The organism is Pseudomonas sp. DTU12.3, assembly GCF_004124275.1.
In the GTDB taxonomy this organism is placed as follows: Bacteria; Pseudomonadota; Gammaproteobacteria; order Pseudomonadales; family Pseudomonadaceae; genus Aquipseudomonas; species Aquipseudomonas helmanticensis.
Genome location: NZ_CP027218.1, coordinates 5,805,370 through 5,820,529, shown reverse-complemented (window position 1 = coordinate 5,820,529; position 15,160 = coordinate 5,805,370). Strand labels below are relative to the sequence as shown.

Below are 15,160 nucleotides of genomic sequence, written 5' to 3'. Positions count from 1 at the left end.
GCCAATCCGCGCCATCCTTGTAGGGCAATCCCTACCCCCAACCTTCCATCCGGCTGAGGCAATTCTCTCCTGCGCCCCGATTTGCGCGCCTGTCAGCAGCCACTAGGCTTAACCCACAAGCAGTCATCAACAACAAAGGTGCGGGTATGAGCCAGGTCGATACAAACGCAGGGGCCAGTGATGTGCTGGTCAGCTTTCGTGGAGTGCAGAAGAGCTACGACGGCGAGAACCTGATCGTCAAAGACCTTAACCTGGACATTCGCAAAGGCGAATTTCTCACCCTGCTCGGGCCGTCCGGTTCCGGCAAGACCACCAGCCTGATGATGCTCGCCGGTTTCGAAACGCCGACTGCCGGTGAAATCCTGCTGGCCGGGCGTTCGATCAACAACGTGCCGCCGCACAAGCGTGACATCGGCATGGTGTTCCAGAATTACGCGCTGTTCCCGCACATGACCGTGGCTGAAAACCTCGCCTTCCCGCTGACCGTGCGCGGTCTGAACAAAAGCGACGTCAGCGACCGCGTGAAGAAAGTCCTCAGCATGGTTCAGCTCGACGCGTTCGCCTCGCGCTATCCGGCGCAACTGTCCGGCGGTCAGCAGCAACGGGTGGCACTGGCCCGCGCGCTGGTGTTCGAGCCGCAACTGGTGCTGATGGATGAACCCCTCGGCGCCCTCGACAAACAACTGCGTGAACACATGCAGATGGAAATCAAACACCTGCACCAGCGCCTCGGTGTGACCGTGGTCTACGTGACACACGACCAGGGTGAAGCGCTGACCATGTCCGACCGCGTCGCGGTTTTCCATCAAGGCGAAATCCAGCAGATCGCCCCGCCGCGCACACTTTACGAAGAACCGAAAAACACCTTCGTCGCCAACTTCATCGGCGAGAACAACCGCCTCAACGGTCGCTTGCTCAGCCAGACCGGCGAGCGTTGCGTGGTCGAATTGGCTCGTGGCGAAAAGGTCGAGGCATTGGCGGTCAACGTCGGCCAGACCGGCGAGCCGGTGACCCTTTCGATTCGTCCGGAGCGCGTCAGCCTCAACGGTTCCAGCGATCAATGCGTTAACCGCTTCTCAGGGAGGGTGGCGGAATTCATCTATCTGGGCGACCACGTCCGGGTGCGCCTGGAAGTCTGCGGCAAGACCGACTTCTTCGTGAAACAACCGATTGCCGAGCTCGATCCCGCGCTCGCTGTCGGTGACGTGGTACCGCTTGGCTGGCAGGTCGAGCACGTTCGCGCGCTTGATCCACTTTTAGAGGCGCATTAATCGCCCCGGCAATACCAACACCAACCCTGCACGTGGAGAGAACAATAAATGTTGAGATCCCTGAAGTTCACCGCCCTGACCCTGGGCCTGATGGGTGCGGCAAGCGCGATGGCCGCAGGCCCCGATTTGACTGTGGTGTCGTTTGGCGGGGCGAACAAGGCGGCGCAAGTCAAAGCCTTCTATGCACCGTGGGAAGCGGCGGGCAACGGCAAGATCGTCGCCGGCGAATACAACGGCGAAATGGCCAAGGTCAAAGCCATGGTCGACACCAAGAGCGTGTCGTGGGATCTGGTCGAAGTTGAATCGCCAGAGCTGTCCCGTGGTTGCGACGAAGACGTGTTCGAGCAACTCGACCCGGCGCTGTTCGGCAAATCCGAAGACTACGTCAAAGGCGCGATTCAGCCGTGCGGCGTGGGCTTCTTCGTTTGGTCGACCGTGCTGGCCTACAACGCCGACAAGCTGAAAACCGCGCCAACCAGTTGGGCGGATTTCTGGGATACCAAGAAATTCCCGGGCAAGCGTGGCCTGCGCAAAGGCGCCAAGTACACCCTTGAGTTCGCTCTGATGGCGGATGGCGTGGCGCCGAAAGACGTCTACAAAGTGCTGGCCGGCAAGGACGGTCAGGATCGCGCATTCAAGAAACTCGATGAGCTGAAACCGAGCATTCAGTGGTGGGAAGCCGGCGCACAACCGCCGCAATACCTCGCTTCCGGTGACGTGGTGATGAGCTCGGCTTACAACGGGCGCATCGCTGCCGTGCAAAAAGAATCCAACCTGAAAGTGGTGTGGAACGGCGGCATCTACGACTTCGATGCCTGGGCGATTCCGAAAGGTCTCGACGCCAAGCGTGCCGAAGCGGCGAAGAAGTTCATCGCTTACTCGGTACAGCCGCAGCAGCAGAAGACCTACTCGGAAAACATCGCCTACGGCCCGGCCAATACCCAGGCTGTGCCGCTGCTGGCCAAGGATGTCCTGAAAGACATGCCGACCACTCCGGAAAACATCGCCAACCAGGTGCAGATCGACGTCAGCTTCTGGGCTGACAACGGCGAGCAACTGGAGCAGCGCTTCAACTCCTGGGCTGCGAAGTAATCCGAACCTGGTGAGGGTGGGTTGGCCCACCCCTGTGGGAGCGAGCCTGCTCGCGAAAGCGGTAGATCAGCCAGCATAGATGTTGAATGTGCTGGCCTCTTCGCGAGCAGGCTCGCTCCCACAGGTAGCTGTGTTTCAACACAACAGAGGTGGTTCGCCACCTCTGTAACGATCAAAGATTTGCGGAGTACGTCATGGCCATCGCCGTTCCCCTGAACGAGGGCAACAGCCCCACCTTGAAGCAGAAGCTCAAGCGCGCCGAGCGGGTCAACCGCTGGAAGGCTCAAGCGCTGATCGCGCCGTTGGTGCTGTTTCTGCTGCTGGTGTTTCTGGTGCCGATCGTGGCGCTGCTCTACAAAAGCGTCGGCAACCCCGAAGTGGTCGGCGGCATGCCGCGCACCGTGGCGGCCATCGCCAGTTGGGACGGTCGCGGCCTGCCCGCTGAACCGGTCTACAAAGCCGCCGGCGAAGACCTCGCCGAAGCACGCAAAAACCAGACGCTGGGCGATCTGTCCAAGCGCTTGAACATGGAGTTGGCCGGCTATCGCAGCCTGCTGACCAAAACCGCCCGGGCGCTGCCCTTCGCCAGCGAACCGGCCTCTTATAAAGAAGCCCTGGAAGGTCTCGACGAACGTTGGGGCGACCCGGCCTACTGGCAAGCGGTCAAACGCAACACCAGCAGCATCACCCCGTATTACCTGCTGGCAGCGGTCGATCACCGTATCGACGACCTCGGCGAAATCGCCCCGGCCACTCCGGATCAGGCGATCTATCTCGACATCTTCGCCCGCACGTTCTGGATGGGCCTCATCATCACCGTGATCTGCCTGCTACTCGCTTATCCACTGGCGTACCTGCTGGCGAACCTGCCCTCGCGCCAAAGCAATCTGCTGATGATTCTGGTGCTGTTGCCGTTCTGGACCTCGATTCTGGTGCGCGTCGCCGCGTGGATCGTGCTCCTGCAATCGGGCGGTCTGATCAACAGTGGCCTGATGGCCATGGGCATCATCGATAAACCGCTGGAACTGGTGTTCAACCGCACCGGTGTGTACATCTCGATGGTGCACATCCTGCTGCCGTTCATGATCCTGCCGATCTACAGCGTGATGAAAGGCATCTCGCCAACCTACATGCGCGCGGCGATTTCCCTCGGTTGCCATCCGTTCGCCAGTTTCTGGCGGGTGTACTTCCCGCAGACCTATGCCGGTGTCGGCGCCGGTTGCCTGCTGGTGTTCATCCTTGCCATTGGCTACTACATCACCCCGGCGCTGCTCGGCAGCCCCAACGATCAAATGGTCAGTTACTTCGTTGCCTTCTACACCAACACCAGCATCAACTGGGGCATGGCCACCGCACTGGGCGGGCTGTTGCTGCTGGCGACCGTGGTGCTTTATCTGATTTACAGCTGGCTGGTCGGCGCCAGTCGCCTGCGCCTGAGCTAAGGGGAATTCGAGATGCTGAGTCCTTACATGTCACCCATCGAACGGGTGTGGTTCTACAGCTTGCGGATCCTCTGCGGCTTGATCCTGCTGTTCCTGATTCTGCCGGTGCTGGTGATTATCCCGCTGTCGTTCAACTCGGGCAGTTTCCTCGTGTATCCGCTGCAAGGCTTTTCGCTGCACTGGTACCAGGACTTTTTTGCCTCGGCGGAATGGATGCGTGCACTGAAGAACAGCATCATCGTTGCCCCGGCGGCGACGGTGCTGGCGATGGTCTTCGGTACGCTGGCGGCGATTGGTCTGACGCGCGGTGACTTTCCCGGTAAAGCGCTGGTGATGGCGCTGGTCATTTCGCCGATGGTGGTGCCGGTGGTGATCATCGGTGTGGCGAGTTATCTGTTCTTCGCCCCGTTGGGATTGGGCAACAGCTTCTTCTCGTTGATTGTGGTGCACGCGGTGTTGGGTGTGCCGTTTGTGATCATCACGGTGTCGGCGACGTTGCAGGGCTTTAACCACAACCTGGTGCGGGCTGCCGCGAGTCTCGGTGCTTCACCGCTGACGGCGTTCCGTCGGGTGACCTTGCCGCTGATTGCGCCGGGGGTGATTTCCGGCGCGCTGTTTGCGTTTGCGACTTCGTTTGATGAAGTGGTGGTGACGCTGTTTCTCGCAGGTCCCGAGCAGGCGACATTGCCCCGGCAAATGTTCAGCGGGATTCGCGAAAACCTCAGTCCGACGATTGCTGCGGCGGCTACTTTGCTGATTGCCTTCTCCGTGATCCTGCTGCTGACCCTGGAATGGCTACGCGGCCGTAGCGAAAAACTGCGCACCGCTCAGATTTAAGGTCCAGATCAAGAGCTTACCTCCTCACCCCAGCCCTCTCCCCCATGGGGGAGAGGGGGAAAGGGAGCAGATCTTTATGGTTTTCAAAACCTGAGTTCGACTCGATAATTCAGGTCGGCGTATTGCGAGAGTACAACTCGGTCAGTCCCCTCTCCCTCGGGGAGAGGGCTAGGGTGAGGGGCTCTTGCTCTTGCCCTCAATGGGTCATTCACCACCTGAATAGCAGACAACCCCAAATCCCCAGCTAATCTTGTGCCCAGCTCCCACATCTATAAGAGGCTGCGCACGATGAGTCTTTCCCAGTTCAAAATCGCTCACAAACTGATCACCGGTGCCGGCGCCATCGAACAACTGGCCGCCGAACTCACGCGCCTCGACATCGACAACCCATTGATCGTCACCGACGCAGCGCTGGTCAAATCCGGCACGGTCGAGCTGGCGCTGGTGCAACTCGGTGGGCGTGACTACGAGATTTTCGACCGCGTGCTGCCCGACCCGGAAATCGCCATCGTCGAGGATTGCATGCGTGTGTACCGCGAAGGCGGGCATGACGGCTTGATCGGCCTCGGTGGCGGCAGCGCCATCGACATCGCCAAAAGTGTTGCGGCCTACGCCGGATATCACGGTGCGCTGGAGGATCTGTTCGGCGTCGACCAGGTGCCGCGCAAAGGCCCGCCGCTGATCGCCATCCCGACCACCGCCGGCACCGGTTCCGAAGTCACCAACGTGGCGATCCTCTCGGACAAAGTCGCACAACTGAAGAAAGGCATCGTCAGCGACTTTCTATTACCGGACGTCGCGCTGGTCAGCCCACAGATGACCCTGACCTGCCCACGCAGCGTTACCGCCGCCAGTGGCGTCGACGCGTTGGTGCACGCCATCGAATCCTATCTGTCGGTGAACGCCTCGCCGATCACCGACTCCCTGGCCATTGGCGCGATAAAACTTATCGCCAAAGCCCTGCCCAAGGCTTACGCCAATGGCGCCAACCTGCAAGCCCGCGAAGACATGGCCACCGCCAGTTTGATGGCCGGCATGGCGTTTGGTAATGCCGGGGTCGGCGCGGTGCATGCGCTGGCGTATCCGCTGGGCGGGCGTTTCAACATTGCCCATGGCGTCAGTAATGCCTTGTTGCTGCCGTATGTCATGACCTGGAACAAGATGGCCTGTGTCGAACGCATGCAGGATATTGCCGAAGCCATGGGCGTAAAGACTGCTCATCTGAGCGCAGCCGAGGCGGCGGACAAAGCCGTGCAGGCGATGACCGATTTGTGTGCAGCGGTGGAAATTCCGGCCGGTTTGCGCAGTTTCGGTGTGCCGGAAGAGGCGATCCCGGCCATGGCGGTGGAAGCCGCGGGGATCGAGCGCTTGATGCGCAATAACCCGCGCAAACTCAGCGCCGTCGATATCGAGAAGATCTACCGAGCGGCGTACTGATCATCGCGGTCACGGTGCGCGCGCTCAAGCATGAGGCTACAATGCGCGCCATCGTGATTTAGCTCAGAAAAGGTGCGTCATGCAGCCCTTCGTAATTGCTCCGTCGATTCTCTCCGCCGACTTCGCCCGCCTCGGCGAGGAAGTGGACAACGTTCTCGCCGCTGGCGCCGACTTCGTTCACTTCGACGTCATGGACAACCACTACGTACCGAACCTGACCATCGGCCCGATGGTCTGCGCGGCGTTGCGCAAGTATGGCGTCACCGCGCCAATTGACGCGCACCTGATGGTCAGCCCGGTAGACCGTATCGTCGGCGACTTCATCGAAGCCGGCGCGACCTACATCACCTTCCACCCGGAAGCCACGCTGCACGTCGATCGTTCGCTGCAACTGATCCGTGAAGGCGGCTGCAAATCCGGTCTGGTGTTCAACCCGGCGACCCCGCTGGACGTGCTCAAATACGTGATCGACAAAGTCGATATGGTCTTGCTGATGAGCGTCAACCCAGGCTTCGGCGGGCAGAAATTCATTCCGGGCACCCTCGACAAACTGCGCGAAGCGCGGGCGATCATCGATGCCTCGGGCCGTGACATCCGTCTGGAAATCGACGGCGGCGTCAACGTCAACAACATCCGCGAAATCGCTGCGGCTGGCGCTGACACTTTTGTCGCCGGCTCGGCAATCTTCAATGCGCCGAACTATCAGGAAGTCATCGACAAGATGCGTTCCGAACTGGCGCTGGCTCGCCCATGAGCGGGTTTGAGCAGCTGTTCCCGGGAAAACTGCCTCGGCTGGTGATGTTCGATCTGGATGGCACGCTGATCGACTCGGTTCCGGACCTGGCAGCAGCGGTGGACAACATGCTGCTCTCCCTCGGCCGCAAGCCTGCCGGCATCGAATCGGTGCGCGAGTGGGTGGGCAACGGCGCGCCGGTATTGGTGCGCCGCGCTTTGGCCGGTGGCATCGATCATTCGACGGTGGATGACGTCGAGGCCGAGCACGCGCTGGAAGTGTTCATGGAGGCTTACGGCGCCAGTCATGAGCTGACCGTGGTCTATCCCGGCGTGCGCGACACCCTCAAGTGGCTGCAAAAGCAGGGTGTGGTCATGGCGCTGATCACCAACAAGCCGGAGCGCTTCGTCGCGCCGCTGCTGGATCAGATGAAGATCGGTCGCTATTTCAAGTGGATCATCGGCGGCGATACCTTGCCGCAGAAGAAGCCTGATCCGGCAGCGCTGTTCTTCGTGATGAAAATGGCCAATATCCCCGCCTCGCAATCGTTGTTCGTTGGCGACTCGCGCAGCGATGTACTGGCGGCGAAAGCGGCGGGGGTCAAATGCGTGGCGCTGAGTTATGGCTACAACCATGGCCGGCCAATTGCCGAGGAATCGCCGGCATTGGTGATCGACGATCTGCGCAAACTAATTCCCGGTTGCCTCGTCACGGCCGCTGAGATAACGTTGCCCGACGCTTCTCAATCCCATTCTGGAAACGCCATCGTGGTGGTCACTCGCAAACTCTGGATGAAAGTCATCAAGGCCCTGGCCCGCTGGCGTTGGCGCGCCTGACTTGTTCCTCGCCGGCCTGCCGGCACGTTTGCATACCTGACTGATTTGCCCCTCACACCACGAGGCACCTTATGATCCGCGAAGAATTCCTGCGCTTGGCCGCTGACGGCTACAACCGCATCCCGTTGGCCTGCGAAACCCTGGCCGACTTCGACACGCCGCTGTCGATCTACCTGAAACTGGCCGACCAGCCCAACTCCTACCTGCTCGAATCGGTGCAGGGCGGTGAGAAATGGGGCCGTTATTCGATCATCGGCCTGCCATGCCGCACGGTCATGCGCGTTCACGACCATCACGTCAGCATCACCGTTGATGGCGTCGAGACTGAAAGCCACGACGTCGAAGATCCGCTGGCGTTCGTCGAAACCTTCAAGGCACGCTACAACGTACCGACCATCGATGGCCTGCCGCGTTTCAACGGCGGCCTGGTCGGTTACTTCGGTTACGACTGCGTGCGTTATGTCGAGAAGCGCCTGGGCAAGTGCCCGAACCCGGATCCTTTGGGTGTGCCGGACATTTTGCTGATGGTTTCCGATGCCGTCGTGGTGTTCGACAACCTCGCCGGCAAAATGCACGCGATCGTGCTGGCCGACCCTGCGCAGGCCGATGCCTTCGCACAAGGTCAGGCGCAATTGCAGGCGTTGCTGGAGAAACTGCGTCAGCCGATCACCCCGCGCCGTGGCCTGGATTTCAGCAAGCAGCAGTCGGCTGATCCGGTGTTCCGTTCGAGTTTCACTCAGGACGACTACGAAAAAGCCGTCGATACCATCAAGGAATACATCCTCGCCGGTGACTGCATGCAGGTCGTGCCGTCGCAGCGCATGTCGATCGACTTCAAGGCTGCGCCAATCGATCTGTACCGCGCGCTGCGTTGCTTCAACCCGACGCCGTACATGTACTTCTTCAACTTCGGCGACTTCCACGTCGTCGGCAGTTCGCCGGAAGTGCTGGTGCGGGTCGAAGACAACCTGATCACTGTGCGCCCGATTGCCGGCACCCGCCCACGCGGCGCGACCGAAGAAGCCGATGTGGCGCTGGAAGAAGATCTGCTGTCGGACGACAAAGAAATCGCCGAGCACTTGATGCTGATCGATCTGGGTCGTAACGACACCGGTCGCGTATCGGAAATCGGTTCGGTGAAACTCACCGAGAAGATGGTCATCGAGCGTTATTCCAACGTGATGCACATCGTCTCCAACGTCACCGGCCAGTTGAAGGCCGGGCTGACGGCGATGGACGCACTGCGGGCGATTCTGCCGGCGGGCACTTTGTCCGGCGCGCCGAAGATTCGTGCGATGGAAATCATCGACGAACTGGAACCGGTCAAGCGTGGTGTGTATGGCGGCGCGGTCGGTTACTTCGCCTGGAACGGCAACATGGACACTGCGATTGCGATTCGCACGGCGGTGATCAAGAACGGCGAACTGCACGTTCAGGCCGGTGGCGGCATCGTCGCCGACTCGGTACCGGCGCTGGAATGGGAAGAAACCCTGAACAAACGCCGCGCGATGTTCCGCGCCGTCGCCCTGGCCGAACAAACCCCTGACTGACCACCGATCCCCTGTGGGAGAGGCCATGTGTGGTAAGGGGATTTATCTGTGGTGTGGGATTCATTGTGGCGAGGGGATTTATCCCCGCTCGGCTGCGCAGCAGTCGTAAAACCATTACATGCGGTTTGCCTGATACACCGCGGTGTTTGGTTTAGGGGCTGCTTCGCACCCCAACGGGGATAAATCCCCTCGCCACAGGTTAATGTCTCTCACCCCAGAAATGATCCATAAAAAGCGGCGCCTGTGAGGGCGCCGCTTTTTTATGACCTGCAACAACCCCTGTAGGAGTTGCCGCAGGCTGCGATCTTTCGATCTACCGCTTAAAAATCCAGCACCACCCCAACATTCACACCCTGCTGGGTAAAGTCATCATCCTTGCGGAACGTATACCCGCCACGCAGCGCCAGATCAGCAGTGAGCTTGTGGCTCACGCCCAGACTCAACCGGTTCAAATGGCTCTGCGGCGTGTAACCCTCAAGTTTGAAGTCGTTCGCCGGCAAGGTATTGAGTGCGATGTTGACCTTTTGCACGTCATCCTCGTACTCACGTTCGTGGGCGTACTCGCCATACACCTGGGTTTGCGAAGTGAAGTTGTACTTGCCCTGCAAACCGAGGCCGAGGCGTTTCGAATCGCGGGTCTGGTCGTCAAAGGTCAGCGCCGTGGCGCGGTTGCTTTTCTCCGAGTAACCGTCGACATCGACGCTGGCGTAGTCGGCGCTGATGAACGGCGACAGGTGCCACTCGCTGCCCGGCTGGGCAATGTCATAACCGATACGCGTGCTGAACGCCCACAGGCTGCCGTCGGTATCGCCTTTCTCTGCACCCTCGCTGACGCCCAGATCAAACTTGCGCTTGAGGTTGTCGTACTCGAGTTTGCCGCCGGTCAACGCCATGTCAGCCCACCAGCGATTCTGCTGGAACTGGGCGAACGCGGTGGCCATGTAGCTGTTGAGTTTGTAGTCGGAATCGTTATGACCAGCCTCGAGGTTCTGCCGGTAGAAACCGCCCGCCACACCGACACGCCACGCCTCGTTGAGACGATAGCTGCCGCCGACGTTGAGGTTGTAACCGCTGCCATCGGCGCTGGCGCCGCTGCTTTGGCTGTCGACGTCGACATGCTGGCCACCCGCGGAAACGATCGCGCGCCATTGGCCAACCGCTTGCCAGTTTTCCCAATCGGCTTGCCATTGGCTGCGCAGTTCATCCTGATGCGCGCGGACGGTGGCGTGGGCCATTTCCGGCAGCAATGTCAGTTCCCATGGCGCCGCCAGCAGGGAATAGGCGTAGTCGGAGATCAGTTTCTGGCCGGCTTCGGTCGGGTGCACGCCGTCGTTGTAGATCAGCTTGCTCGGATCCGGGGTCGCACTGTTGATGCCGTAACGGGCGTTTTCCGGGCAACTGCTGCCGCTGAAGCAGGTCGCGGTCAGATTCTGATCGGTGGCCAGGCCAAAGCGCCCGGGATTGGCGAACACTTCCGACAGCAGTACCGGAATGTTCAACGGAATGATTTCGGCGTTGATGCCTTGCAGGCGTGTCACCAACTGGCTGTTGAATTGCGCGGCGAGCTGGCTGCTGAACGACTGCAGCGGTGTGCCATTGATCGCCGGAGTCAGGCCGACGTCAGGCAGCAACCAGACCATCACGTATTTGGCGCCGGCGGTTTGCAGCGCCTGCACACTGTCGGCCAGGCGATCGGCGCCGGCATTGGCTTGCGGCAGGCTGAGAATGCGACCCTGGAGGAAGTCGTTACCGCCGCCGGAAATGTAATACAGCGCATTCGGGTCGGCACGGAAGCCGTTCGATGGCAAGTAGCCGGCGCGGGTGCGTTCGCCTGTGGCGGATTGTGTAGTAATCGAATCGAGGATCTGATCGGTACGATAACCGCCAACCGCCCAGTTATTGCCGTCGGGCTGACCGTTTTCGGCGCGCACTGCCGAACTCGATGAAGCTGTCTGATCCGGGGTGAAGCCCAGTCGTCCACCGAGTAATTGCGTGGAGTTCAGCGAACGTACTTCGCCGCTGCCATCCAGGTAAACCGGGCCGGTGCGGTTGGTGTAACGCTGGGTGGCACCGGCCGGGCCGCCGGTGTCTCTGAAGGTGCCGGCATCGTTGAGGCTGTCGCCAAACACCACGAAATTCGAGTAAGGATTGGGTGCCGCATTCGCCTGGGCACAGGCCAGTGCGAGGAGGCAGCCGGCCAGCGGTACAAACAACGTCTGTTTGATCATGAGCAAGTCCGTTTATTTATTGTTGTAGGTGAACGAAACGACAGTACCAAAAACTTCCGGCATTTTGCCATCGGTCGCTAATCCTCCCCTGGATTTATCCCCCAAAGCCCCGGCCATATTGCACGCTCCGCCCAGCTAAGTTACTGTGCCGGAACGTATGAACGAGACCTTCCCCGTGTTGATCACCAGCAAACTTCTGGATCAAGTCATCAAGGCACACGCCCGCTGGCGTTGGCGCGCCTGAATCTTTTCTGCCGGCCCCGCCGGATCTGTATCGCTTTGCCTTCCTTGCCTGTTTGAAATGCCGCTGTGCCGACGCGTCTACCTGCGTCCGACATCGTGCAGCGCCCTGCGGGCAAGTCATCTGAAGGCTGTCTCCAAGTCAGAATTCAAGAGGTTCGAAACGCCATGTTGCTGATGATCGACAACTACGACTCCTTTACTTACAACGTTGTGCAATACCTCGGCGAGTTGGGTGCCGAGGTCAAAGTGGTGCGCAACGACGAATTGACCATCGCCGAAATCGAAGCACTCAAGCCTGAGCGCATCGTGGTATCGCCAGGCCCTTGCACGCCGACCGAAGCCGGCATCTCCATCGAAGCCATCAAGCACTTCGCCGGCAAACTGCCGATCCTCGGCGTCTGCCTCGGCCACCAGTCCATCGGTCAGGCCTTTGGCGGCGACGTCGTGCGTGCGCGTCAGGTAATGCACGGTAAGACTAGTCCGGTATTTCACGAGGACAAGGGTGTTTTCGCCGGTCTGAATCATCCGCTGACGGTTACCCGCTATCACTCGCTGATCGTCAAACACGATACTTTGCCCGATTGCCTGGAACTGACCGCGTGGACTCAGCACGATGACGGTTCGGTCGACGAAATCATGGGCCTGCGTCACAAGACCCTGAACATTGAGGGCGTACAGTTCCACCCCGAGTCGATCCTGACCGAGCAGGGTCATGAACTGTTTGCCAACTTCCTCAAACAAACCGGCGGCACGCGCTAAGGACTTCCCGTGAATATCAAGACAGCCCTGAGCCGTATCGTCGATCACCTCGACCTCAGCACCGATGAAATGCGCGATGTGATGCGTGAAATCATGACCGGCCAATGCACTGACGCGCAGATCGGCGCGTTCATGATGGCCATGCGGATGAAGAGCGAGAGCATCGACGAGATCGTCGGCGCCGTGTCGGTCATGCGTGAGCTGGCCGATCAGGTTGAACTGAAAACGCTCGACGGCGTGGTCGATGTGGTCGGCACCGGCGGTGACGGTGCGAACATCTTCAACGTCTCGACGGCTTCGTCGTTCGTTGTTGCGGCAGCTGGCTGCACGGTGGCCAAGCACGGTAACCGCGCGGTCTCGGGCAAGAGCGGCAGCGCCGACTTGCTCGAAGCTGCCGGCATCTACCTGAACCTGACGCCGGTTCAGGTCGCACGTTGCATCGACAACGTCGGCATCGGTTTCATGTTCGCCCAGACCCACCACAAAGCCATGAAGTACGCCGCCGGCCCGCGCCGCGATCTCGGCCTGCGTACGCTGTTCAACATGCTCGGCCCGCTTACGAATCCGGCCGGTGTGAAACATCAGGTGGTGGGCGTGTTCACCCAGGCACTGTGCCGGCCATTGGCCGAAGTGTTGCAGCGTCTGGGCAGCAAGCATGTGCTGGTGGTGCATTCGAAGGATGGCCTGGACGAGTTCAGTCTCGCCGCGCCGACTTTTGTTGCCGAGCTGAAGAACAACGAAATCACTGAGTATTGGGTCGAGCCGGAAGATCTCGGCATGAAGAGCCAGAGCCTGCACGGTCTTTCAGTCGAAGGCCCGGAGGCGTCTCTGGCGCTGATCCGCGATGCACTGGGCAAGCGCAAAACCGAGAATGGCCAGAAGGCCGCCGAAATGATTGTGCTCAACGCCGGCGCCGCGCTGTATGCCGCCGACGTGGCCAGCAGTTTGAAACAGGGCGTGGAGCTAGCGCACGACGCTCTGCACACCGGTCTCGCTCGGGAAAAGCTCGAGGAGTTGGGTGCCTTTACCGCGGTATTCAGAGTGGAGAATGAGGGATGAGTGTACCGACGGTTCTGGAAAACATTCTGGCGCGCAAAGTTCAGGAAGTCGCCGAGCGTAGCGCCCGCGTCAGCCTGAGCGAGCTGGAAAGTCTGGCCAAGGCGGCCGATGCACCTCGCGGTTTTGCCAATGCGTTGCTGGCGCAAGCGAAGAAAAAGCAGCCTGCGGTGATTGCCGAAATCAAAAAGGCTTCGCCGAGCAAAGGTGTGATTCGCGAGAACTTCGTTCCGGCCGAGATCGCCAAAAGCTACGAGAAGGGTGGGGCGACCTGCCTGTCCGTACTGACCGACATTGATTACTTCCAGGGCGCCGATGCTTATTTGCAGCAGGCCCGTGCCGCGTGCAGCCTGCCGGTGATCCGCAAGGACTTCATGATTGATCCGTACCAGATCGTCGAAGCCCGCGCGCTTGGCGCCGACTGCGTGCTGCTGATCGTCTCCGCGCTGGATGACGTGAAAATGGCCGAGCTGGCCGCCGTCGCCAAAAGCGTCGGCCTCGATGTGCTGGTGGAAGTGCACGACGGCGATGAGCTGGAGCGCGCGCTGAAAACCCTCGACACGCCGCTGGTGGGGGTTAACAACCGCAACCTGCACACCTTTGAAGTCAGCCTGGAAACTACCCTCGACCTGCTGCCGCGCATTCCGCGCGACCGCCTGGTGATTACCGAGAGCGGCATCCTCAATCGTGCCGATGTCGAACTGATGGAAATCAGCGACGTGTATTCGTTCCTGGTCGGCGAAGCGTTCATGCGTGCGGAAAATCCGGGCACTGAACTGCAGCGCCTGTTCTTCCCGGAGCGTGGCACTTCGATCAGCGGTTCGACCCTGGACTGATTCGCTCCAGACCGAGTCGACCCCTTCGCGAGCAAGCCCGCTCCCACATTTGGAATGCATTTCCCCCTGTGGGAGCGAGCCTGCTCGCGAAGGCTGCTTAAGAAACTCTACAGATTGATTGTCTGGCGGATAACTTGATGACTCCCACCCCCCTGACTATCGAAGCCGGCCTGCAAGCCGAACAAGACTTGCTGGCCTCGGTCTGCGCCGGCGACTCAGAATTCGGCCTTCTATTCTGGCAACCCAGCGATCGCGCCTTGGTCATGCCACGCCGCCTCAACCGCTTACCCGCTTTCGACCACGCCTGCGAAGTCTCCGCCGCTGCCGGCTGGCCTGTCCTGCTGCGTGAAACCGGCGGCGAGCCCGTCCCGCAATCCGCCGCCACGATCAATATCGCTTTGGTCTACGCGCCACCGCGCAGCGAAGGCGATCTGAACCGCATCGAAACCGGCTACCACCGTCTCTGCGATCCGATCTGCCAGTTGCTCGATGAGTTGGGCGGCACGGCATCATTGGGCGAAATCGACGGCGCATTCTGCGATGGTCGTTTCAACGTCAATCTCGACGGCCGCAAAATGGTTGGCACCGCACAACGCTGGCGCCAGAGTCAGGGCGGACAGCGTCCGGTCGGTCTGGTCCACGGAGCGATGCTGATGGATAACGAGCGCGAGTCGATGGTCGCAGCGGTCAATCGTTTCAACGAAGCGTGCGGCCTGGAGCAGCGGGTGAGGGCGCAGAGCCACATTGCCCTGCATGAGAAATTCGACGCGCCACATGCCTTGGCGCGTCTTGATGAACTGTTTCGTCTGATGCTGGCGCAGATATACAGCGCCTGAGTTT

Annotated in this window: 13 protein-coding genes; 12 read left to right on the top strand and 1 reads right to left on the bottom strand. The window is 60.2% G+C overall.

Translation table 11 applies throughout. The features are described from left to right. Window positions 1–146: 146 nt before the first annotated feature. The 8 genes from C2E19_RS26870 to trpE all read left to right on the top strand — a co-directional run bounded on the left by C2E19_RS26870 (window position 147) and on the right by trpE (window position 9,198). The gene (locus C2E19_RS26870; RefSeq protein WP_129395754.1) at window positions 147–1,271 is read left to right on the top strand and encodes an ABC transporter ATP-binding protein; all 1,125 of its coding nucleotides are present in this window, start codon (window positions 147–149) and stop codon (window positions 1,269–1,271) included. A gap of 48 nt (window positions 1,272–1,319) precedes the next feature. After that, window positions 1,320–2,363: an ABC transporter substrate-binding protein gene (locus C2E19_RS26865; RefSeq protein WP_129395753.1), complete on the top strand. Its 1,044-nt coding sequence runs from the start codon at window positions 1,320–1,322 to the stop codon at window positions 2,361–2,363. A 194-nt stretch (window positions 2,364–2,557) separates the two neighbouring features. Beyond that, complete coding sequence (locus tag C2E19_RS26855; protein ID WP_064119278.1) at window positions 2,558–3,805, top strand: ABC transporter permease; 1,248 nt, start codon at window positions 2,558–2,560, stop codon at window positions 3,803–3,805. A 12-nt stretch (window positions 3,806–3,817) separates the two neighbouring features. Next, window positions 3,818–4,642, top strand: coding sequence for an ABC transporter permease (locus tag C2E19_RS26850; RefSeq protein WP_129395752.1), 825 nt, complete (start codon window positions 3,818–3,820; stop codon window positions 4,640–4,642). 288 nt (window positions 4,643–4,930) lie between these two features. Then, on the top strand, window positions 4,931–6,079 hold the full coding sequence (locus tag C2E19_RS26845) for an iron-containing alcohol dehydrogenase (protein ID WP_016985241.1): 1,149 nt from the start codon (window positions 4,931–4,933) through the stop codon (window positions 6,077–6,079). A 79-nt stretch (window positions 6,080–6,158) separates the two neighbouring features. Beyond that, window positions 6,159–6,833, top strand: coding sequence for a ribulose-phosphate 3-epimerase (gene rpe / locus C2E19_RS26840; RefSeq protein ID WP_007918813.1), 675 nt, complete (start codon window positions 6,159–6,161; stop codon window positions 6,831–6,833). Then, complete coding sequence (locus C2E19_RS26835; protein WP_129395751.1) at window positions 6,830–7,648, top strand: phosphoglycolate phosphatase; 819 nt, start codon at window positions 6,830–6,832, stop codon at window positions 7,646–7,648. Before rpe ends, C2E19_RS26835 begins: the two co-directional genes overlap by 4 nt. 71 nt (window positions 7,649–7,719) lie before the next feature. After that, entirely contained in the window at window positions 7,720–9,198 is a 1,479-nt protein-coding gene (trpE, locus tag C2E19_RS26830) for an anthranilate synthase component I (protein ID WP_129395750.1), read from the top strand. A 320-nt stretch (window positions 9,199–9,518) separates the two neighbouring features. Here the strand turns inward: trpE and estP are convergent, their stop codons facing one another. After that, the gene (gene estP / locus C2E19_RS26825) at window positions 9,519–11,426 is read right to left on the bottom strand and encodes an esterase EstP (RefSeq protein WP_129395749.1); all 1,908 of its coding nucleotides are present in this window, start codon (window positions 11,424–11,426) and stop codon (window positions 9,519–9,521) included. Window positions 11,427–11,834: 408 nt separating this feature from the next. Here estP and C2E19_RS26820 point away from each other — a divergent pair, with 408 nt between their 5' ends. The 4 genes from C2E19_RS26820 to C2E19_RS26805 all read left to right on the top strand — a co-directional run bounded on the left by C2E19_RS26820 (window position 11,835) and on the right by C2E19_RS26805 (window position 15,156). After that, window positions 11,835–12,428: an aminodeoxychorismate/anthranilate synthase component II gene (locus C2E19_RS26820; RefSeq protein WP_095050324.1), complete on the top strand. Its 594-nt coding sequence runs from the start codon at window positions 11,835–11,837 to the stop codon at window positions 12,426–12,428. A 9-nt stretch (window positions 12,429–12,437) separates the two neighbouring features. After that, on the top strand, window positions 12,438–13,487 hold the full coding sequence (gene trpD / locus C2E19_RS26815) for an anthranilate phosphoribosyltransferase (RefSeq protein WP_007918805.1): 1,050 nt from the start codon (window positions 12,438–12,440) through the stop codon (window positions 13,485–13,487). Beyond that, window positions 13,484–14,320, top strand: coding sequence for an indole-3-glycerol phosphate synthase TrpC (gene trpC / locus C2E19_RS26810; protein ID WP_129395748.1), 837 nt, complete (start codon window positions 13,484–13,486; stop codon window positions 14,318–14,320). Before trpD ends, trpC begins: the two co-directional genes overlap by 4 nt. A gap of 137 nt (window positions 14,321–14,457) precedes the next feature. After that, window positions 14,458–15,156 carry a lipoate--protein ligase family protein gene (locus tag C2E19_RS26805; RefSeq protein WP_129395747.1) on the top strand — a complete coding sequence of 233 codons (699 nt, stop codon included), beginning with the start codon at window positions 14,458–14,460 and terminating at the stop codon, window positions 15,154–15,156. Window positions 15,157–15,160 lie beyond the last annotated feature (4 nt).

Excerpts from the sequence above, each read along its gene's own strand:
- C2E19_RS26870 (WP_129395754.1), top strand. The coding sequence starts at position 147 with ATGAGCCAGGTCGATACAAACGCAGGGGCCAGTGATGTGCTGGTCAGC.
- C2E19_RS26865 (WP_129395753.1), top strand. The coding sequence starts at position 1,320 with ATGTTGAGATCCCTGAAGTTCACCGCCCTGACCCTGGGCCTGATGGGT.
- C2E19_RS26855 (WP_064119278.1), top strand. The coding sequence starts at position 2,558 with ATGGCCATCGCCGTTCCCCTGAACGAGGGCAACAGCCCCACCTTGAAG.
- C2E19_RS26850 (WP_129395752.1), top strand. The coding sequence starts at position 3,818 with ATGCTGAGTCCTTACATGTCACCCATCGAACGGGTGTGGTTCTACAGC.
- C2E19_RS26845 (WP_016985241.1), top strand. The coding sequence starts at position 4,931 with ATGAGTCTTTCCCAGTTCAAAATCGCTCACAAACTGATCACCGGTGCC.
- rpe (WP_007918813.1), top strand. The coding sequence starts at position 6,159 with ATGCAGCCCTTCGTAATTGCTCCGTCGATTCTCTCCGCCGACTTCGCC.
- C2E19_RS26835 (WP_129395751.1), top strand. The coding sequence starts at position 6,830 with ATGAGCGGGTTTGAGCAGCTGTTCCCGGGAAAACTGCCTCGGCTGGTG.
- trpE (WP_129395750.1), top strand. The coding sequence starts at position 7,720 with ATGATCCGCGAAGAATTCCTGCGCTTGGCCGCTGACGGCTACAACCGC.
- estP (WP_129395749.1), bottom strand. The coding sequence starts at position 11,426 with ATGATCAAACAGACGTTGTTTGTACCGCTGGCCGGCTGCCTCCTCGCA.
- C2E19_RS26820 (WP_095050324.1), top strand. The coding sequence starts at position 11,835 with ATGTTGCTGATGATCGACAACTACGACTCCTTTACTTACAACGTTGTG.
- trpC (WP_129395748.1), top strand. The coding sequence starts at position 13,484 with ATGAGTGTACCGACGGTTCTGGAAAACATTCTGGCGCGCAAAGTTCAG.
- C2E19_RS26805 (WP_129395747.1), top strand. The coding sequence starts at position 14,458 with ATGACTCCCACCCCCCTGACTATCGAAGCCGGCCTGCAAGCCGAACAA.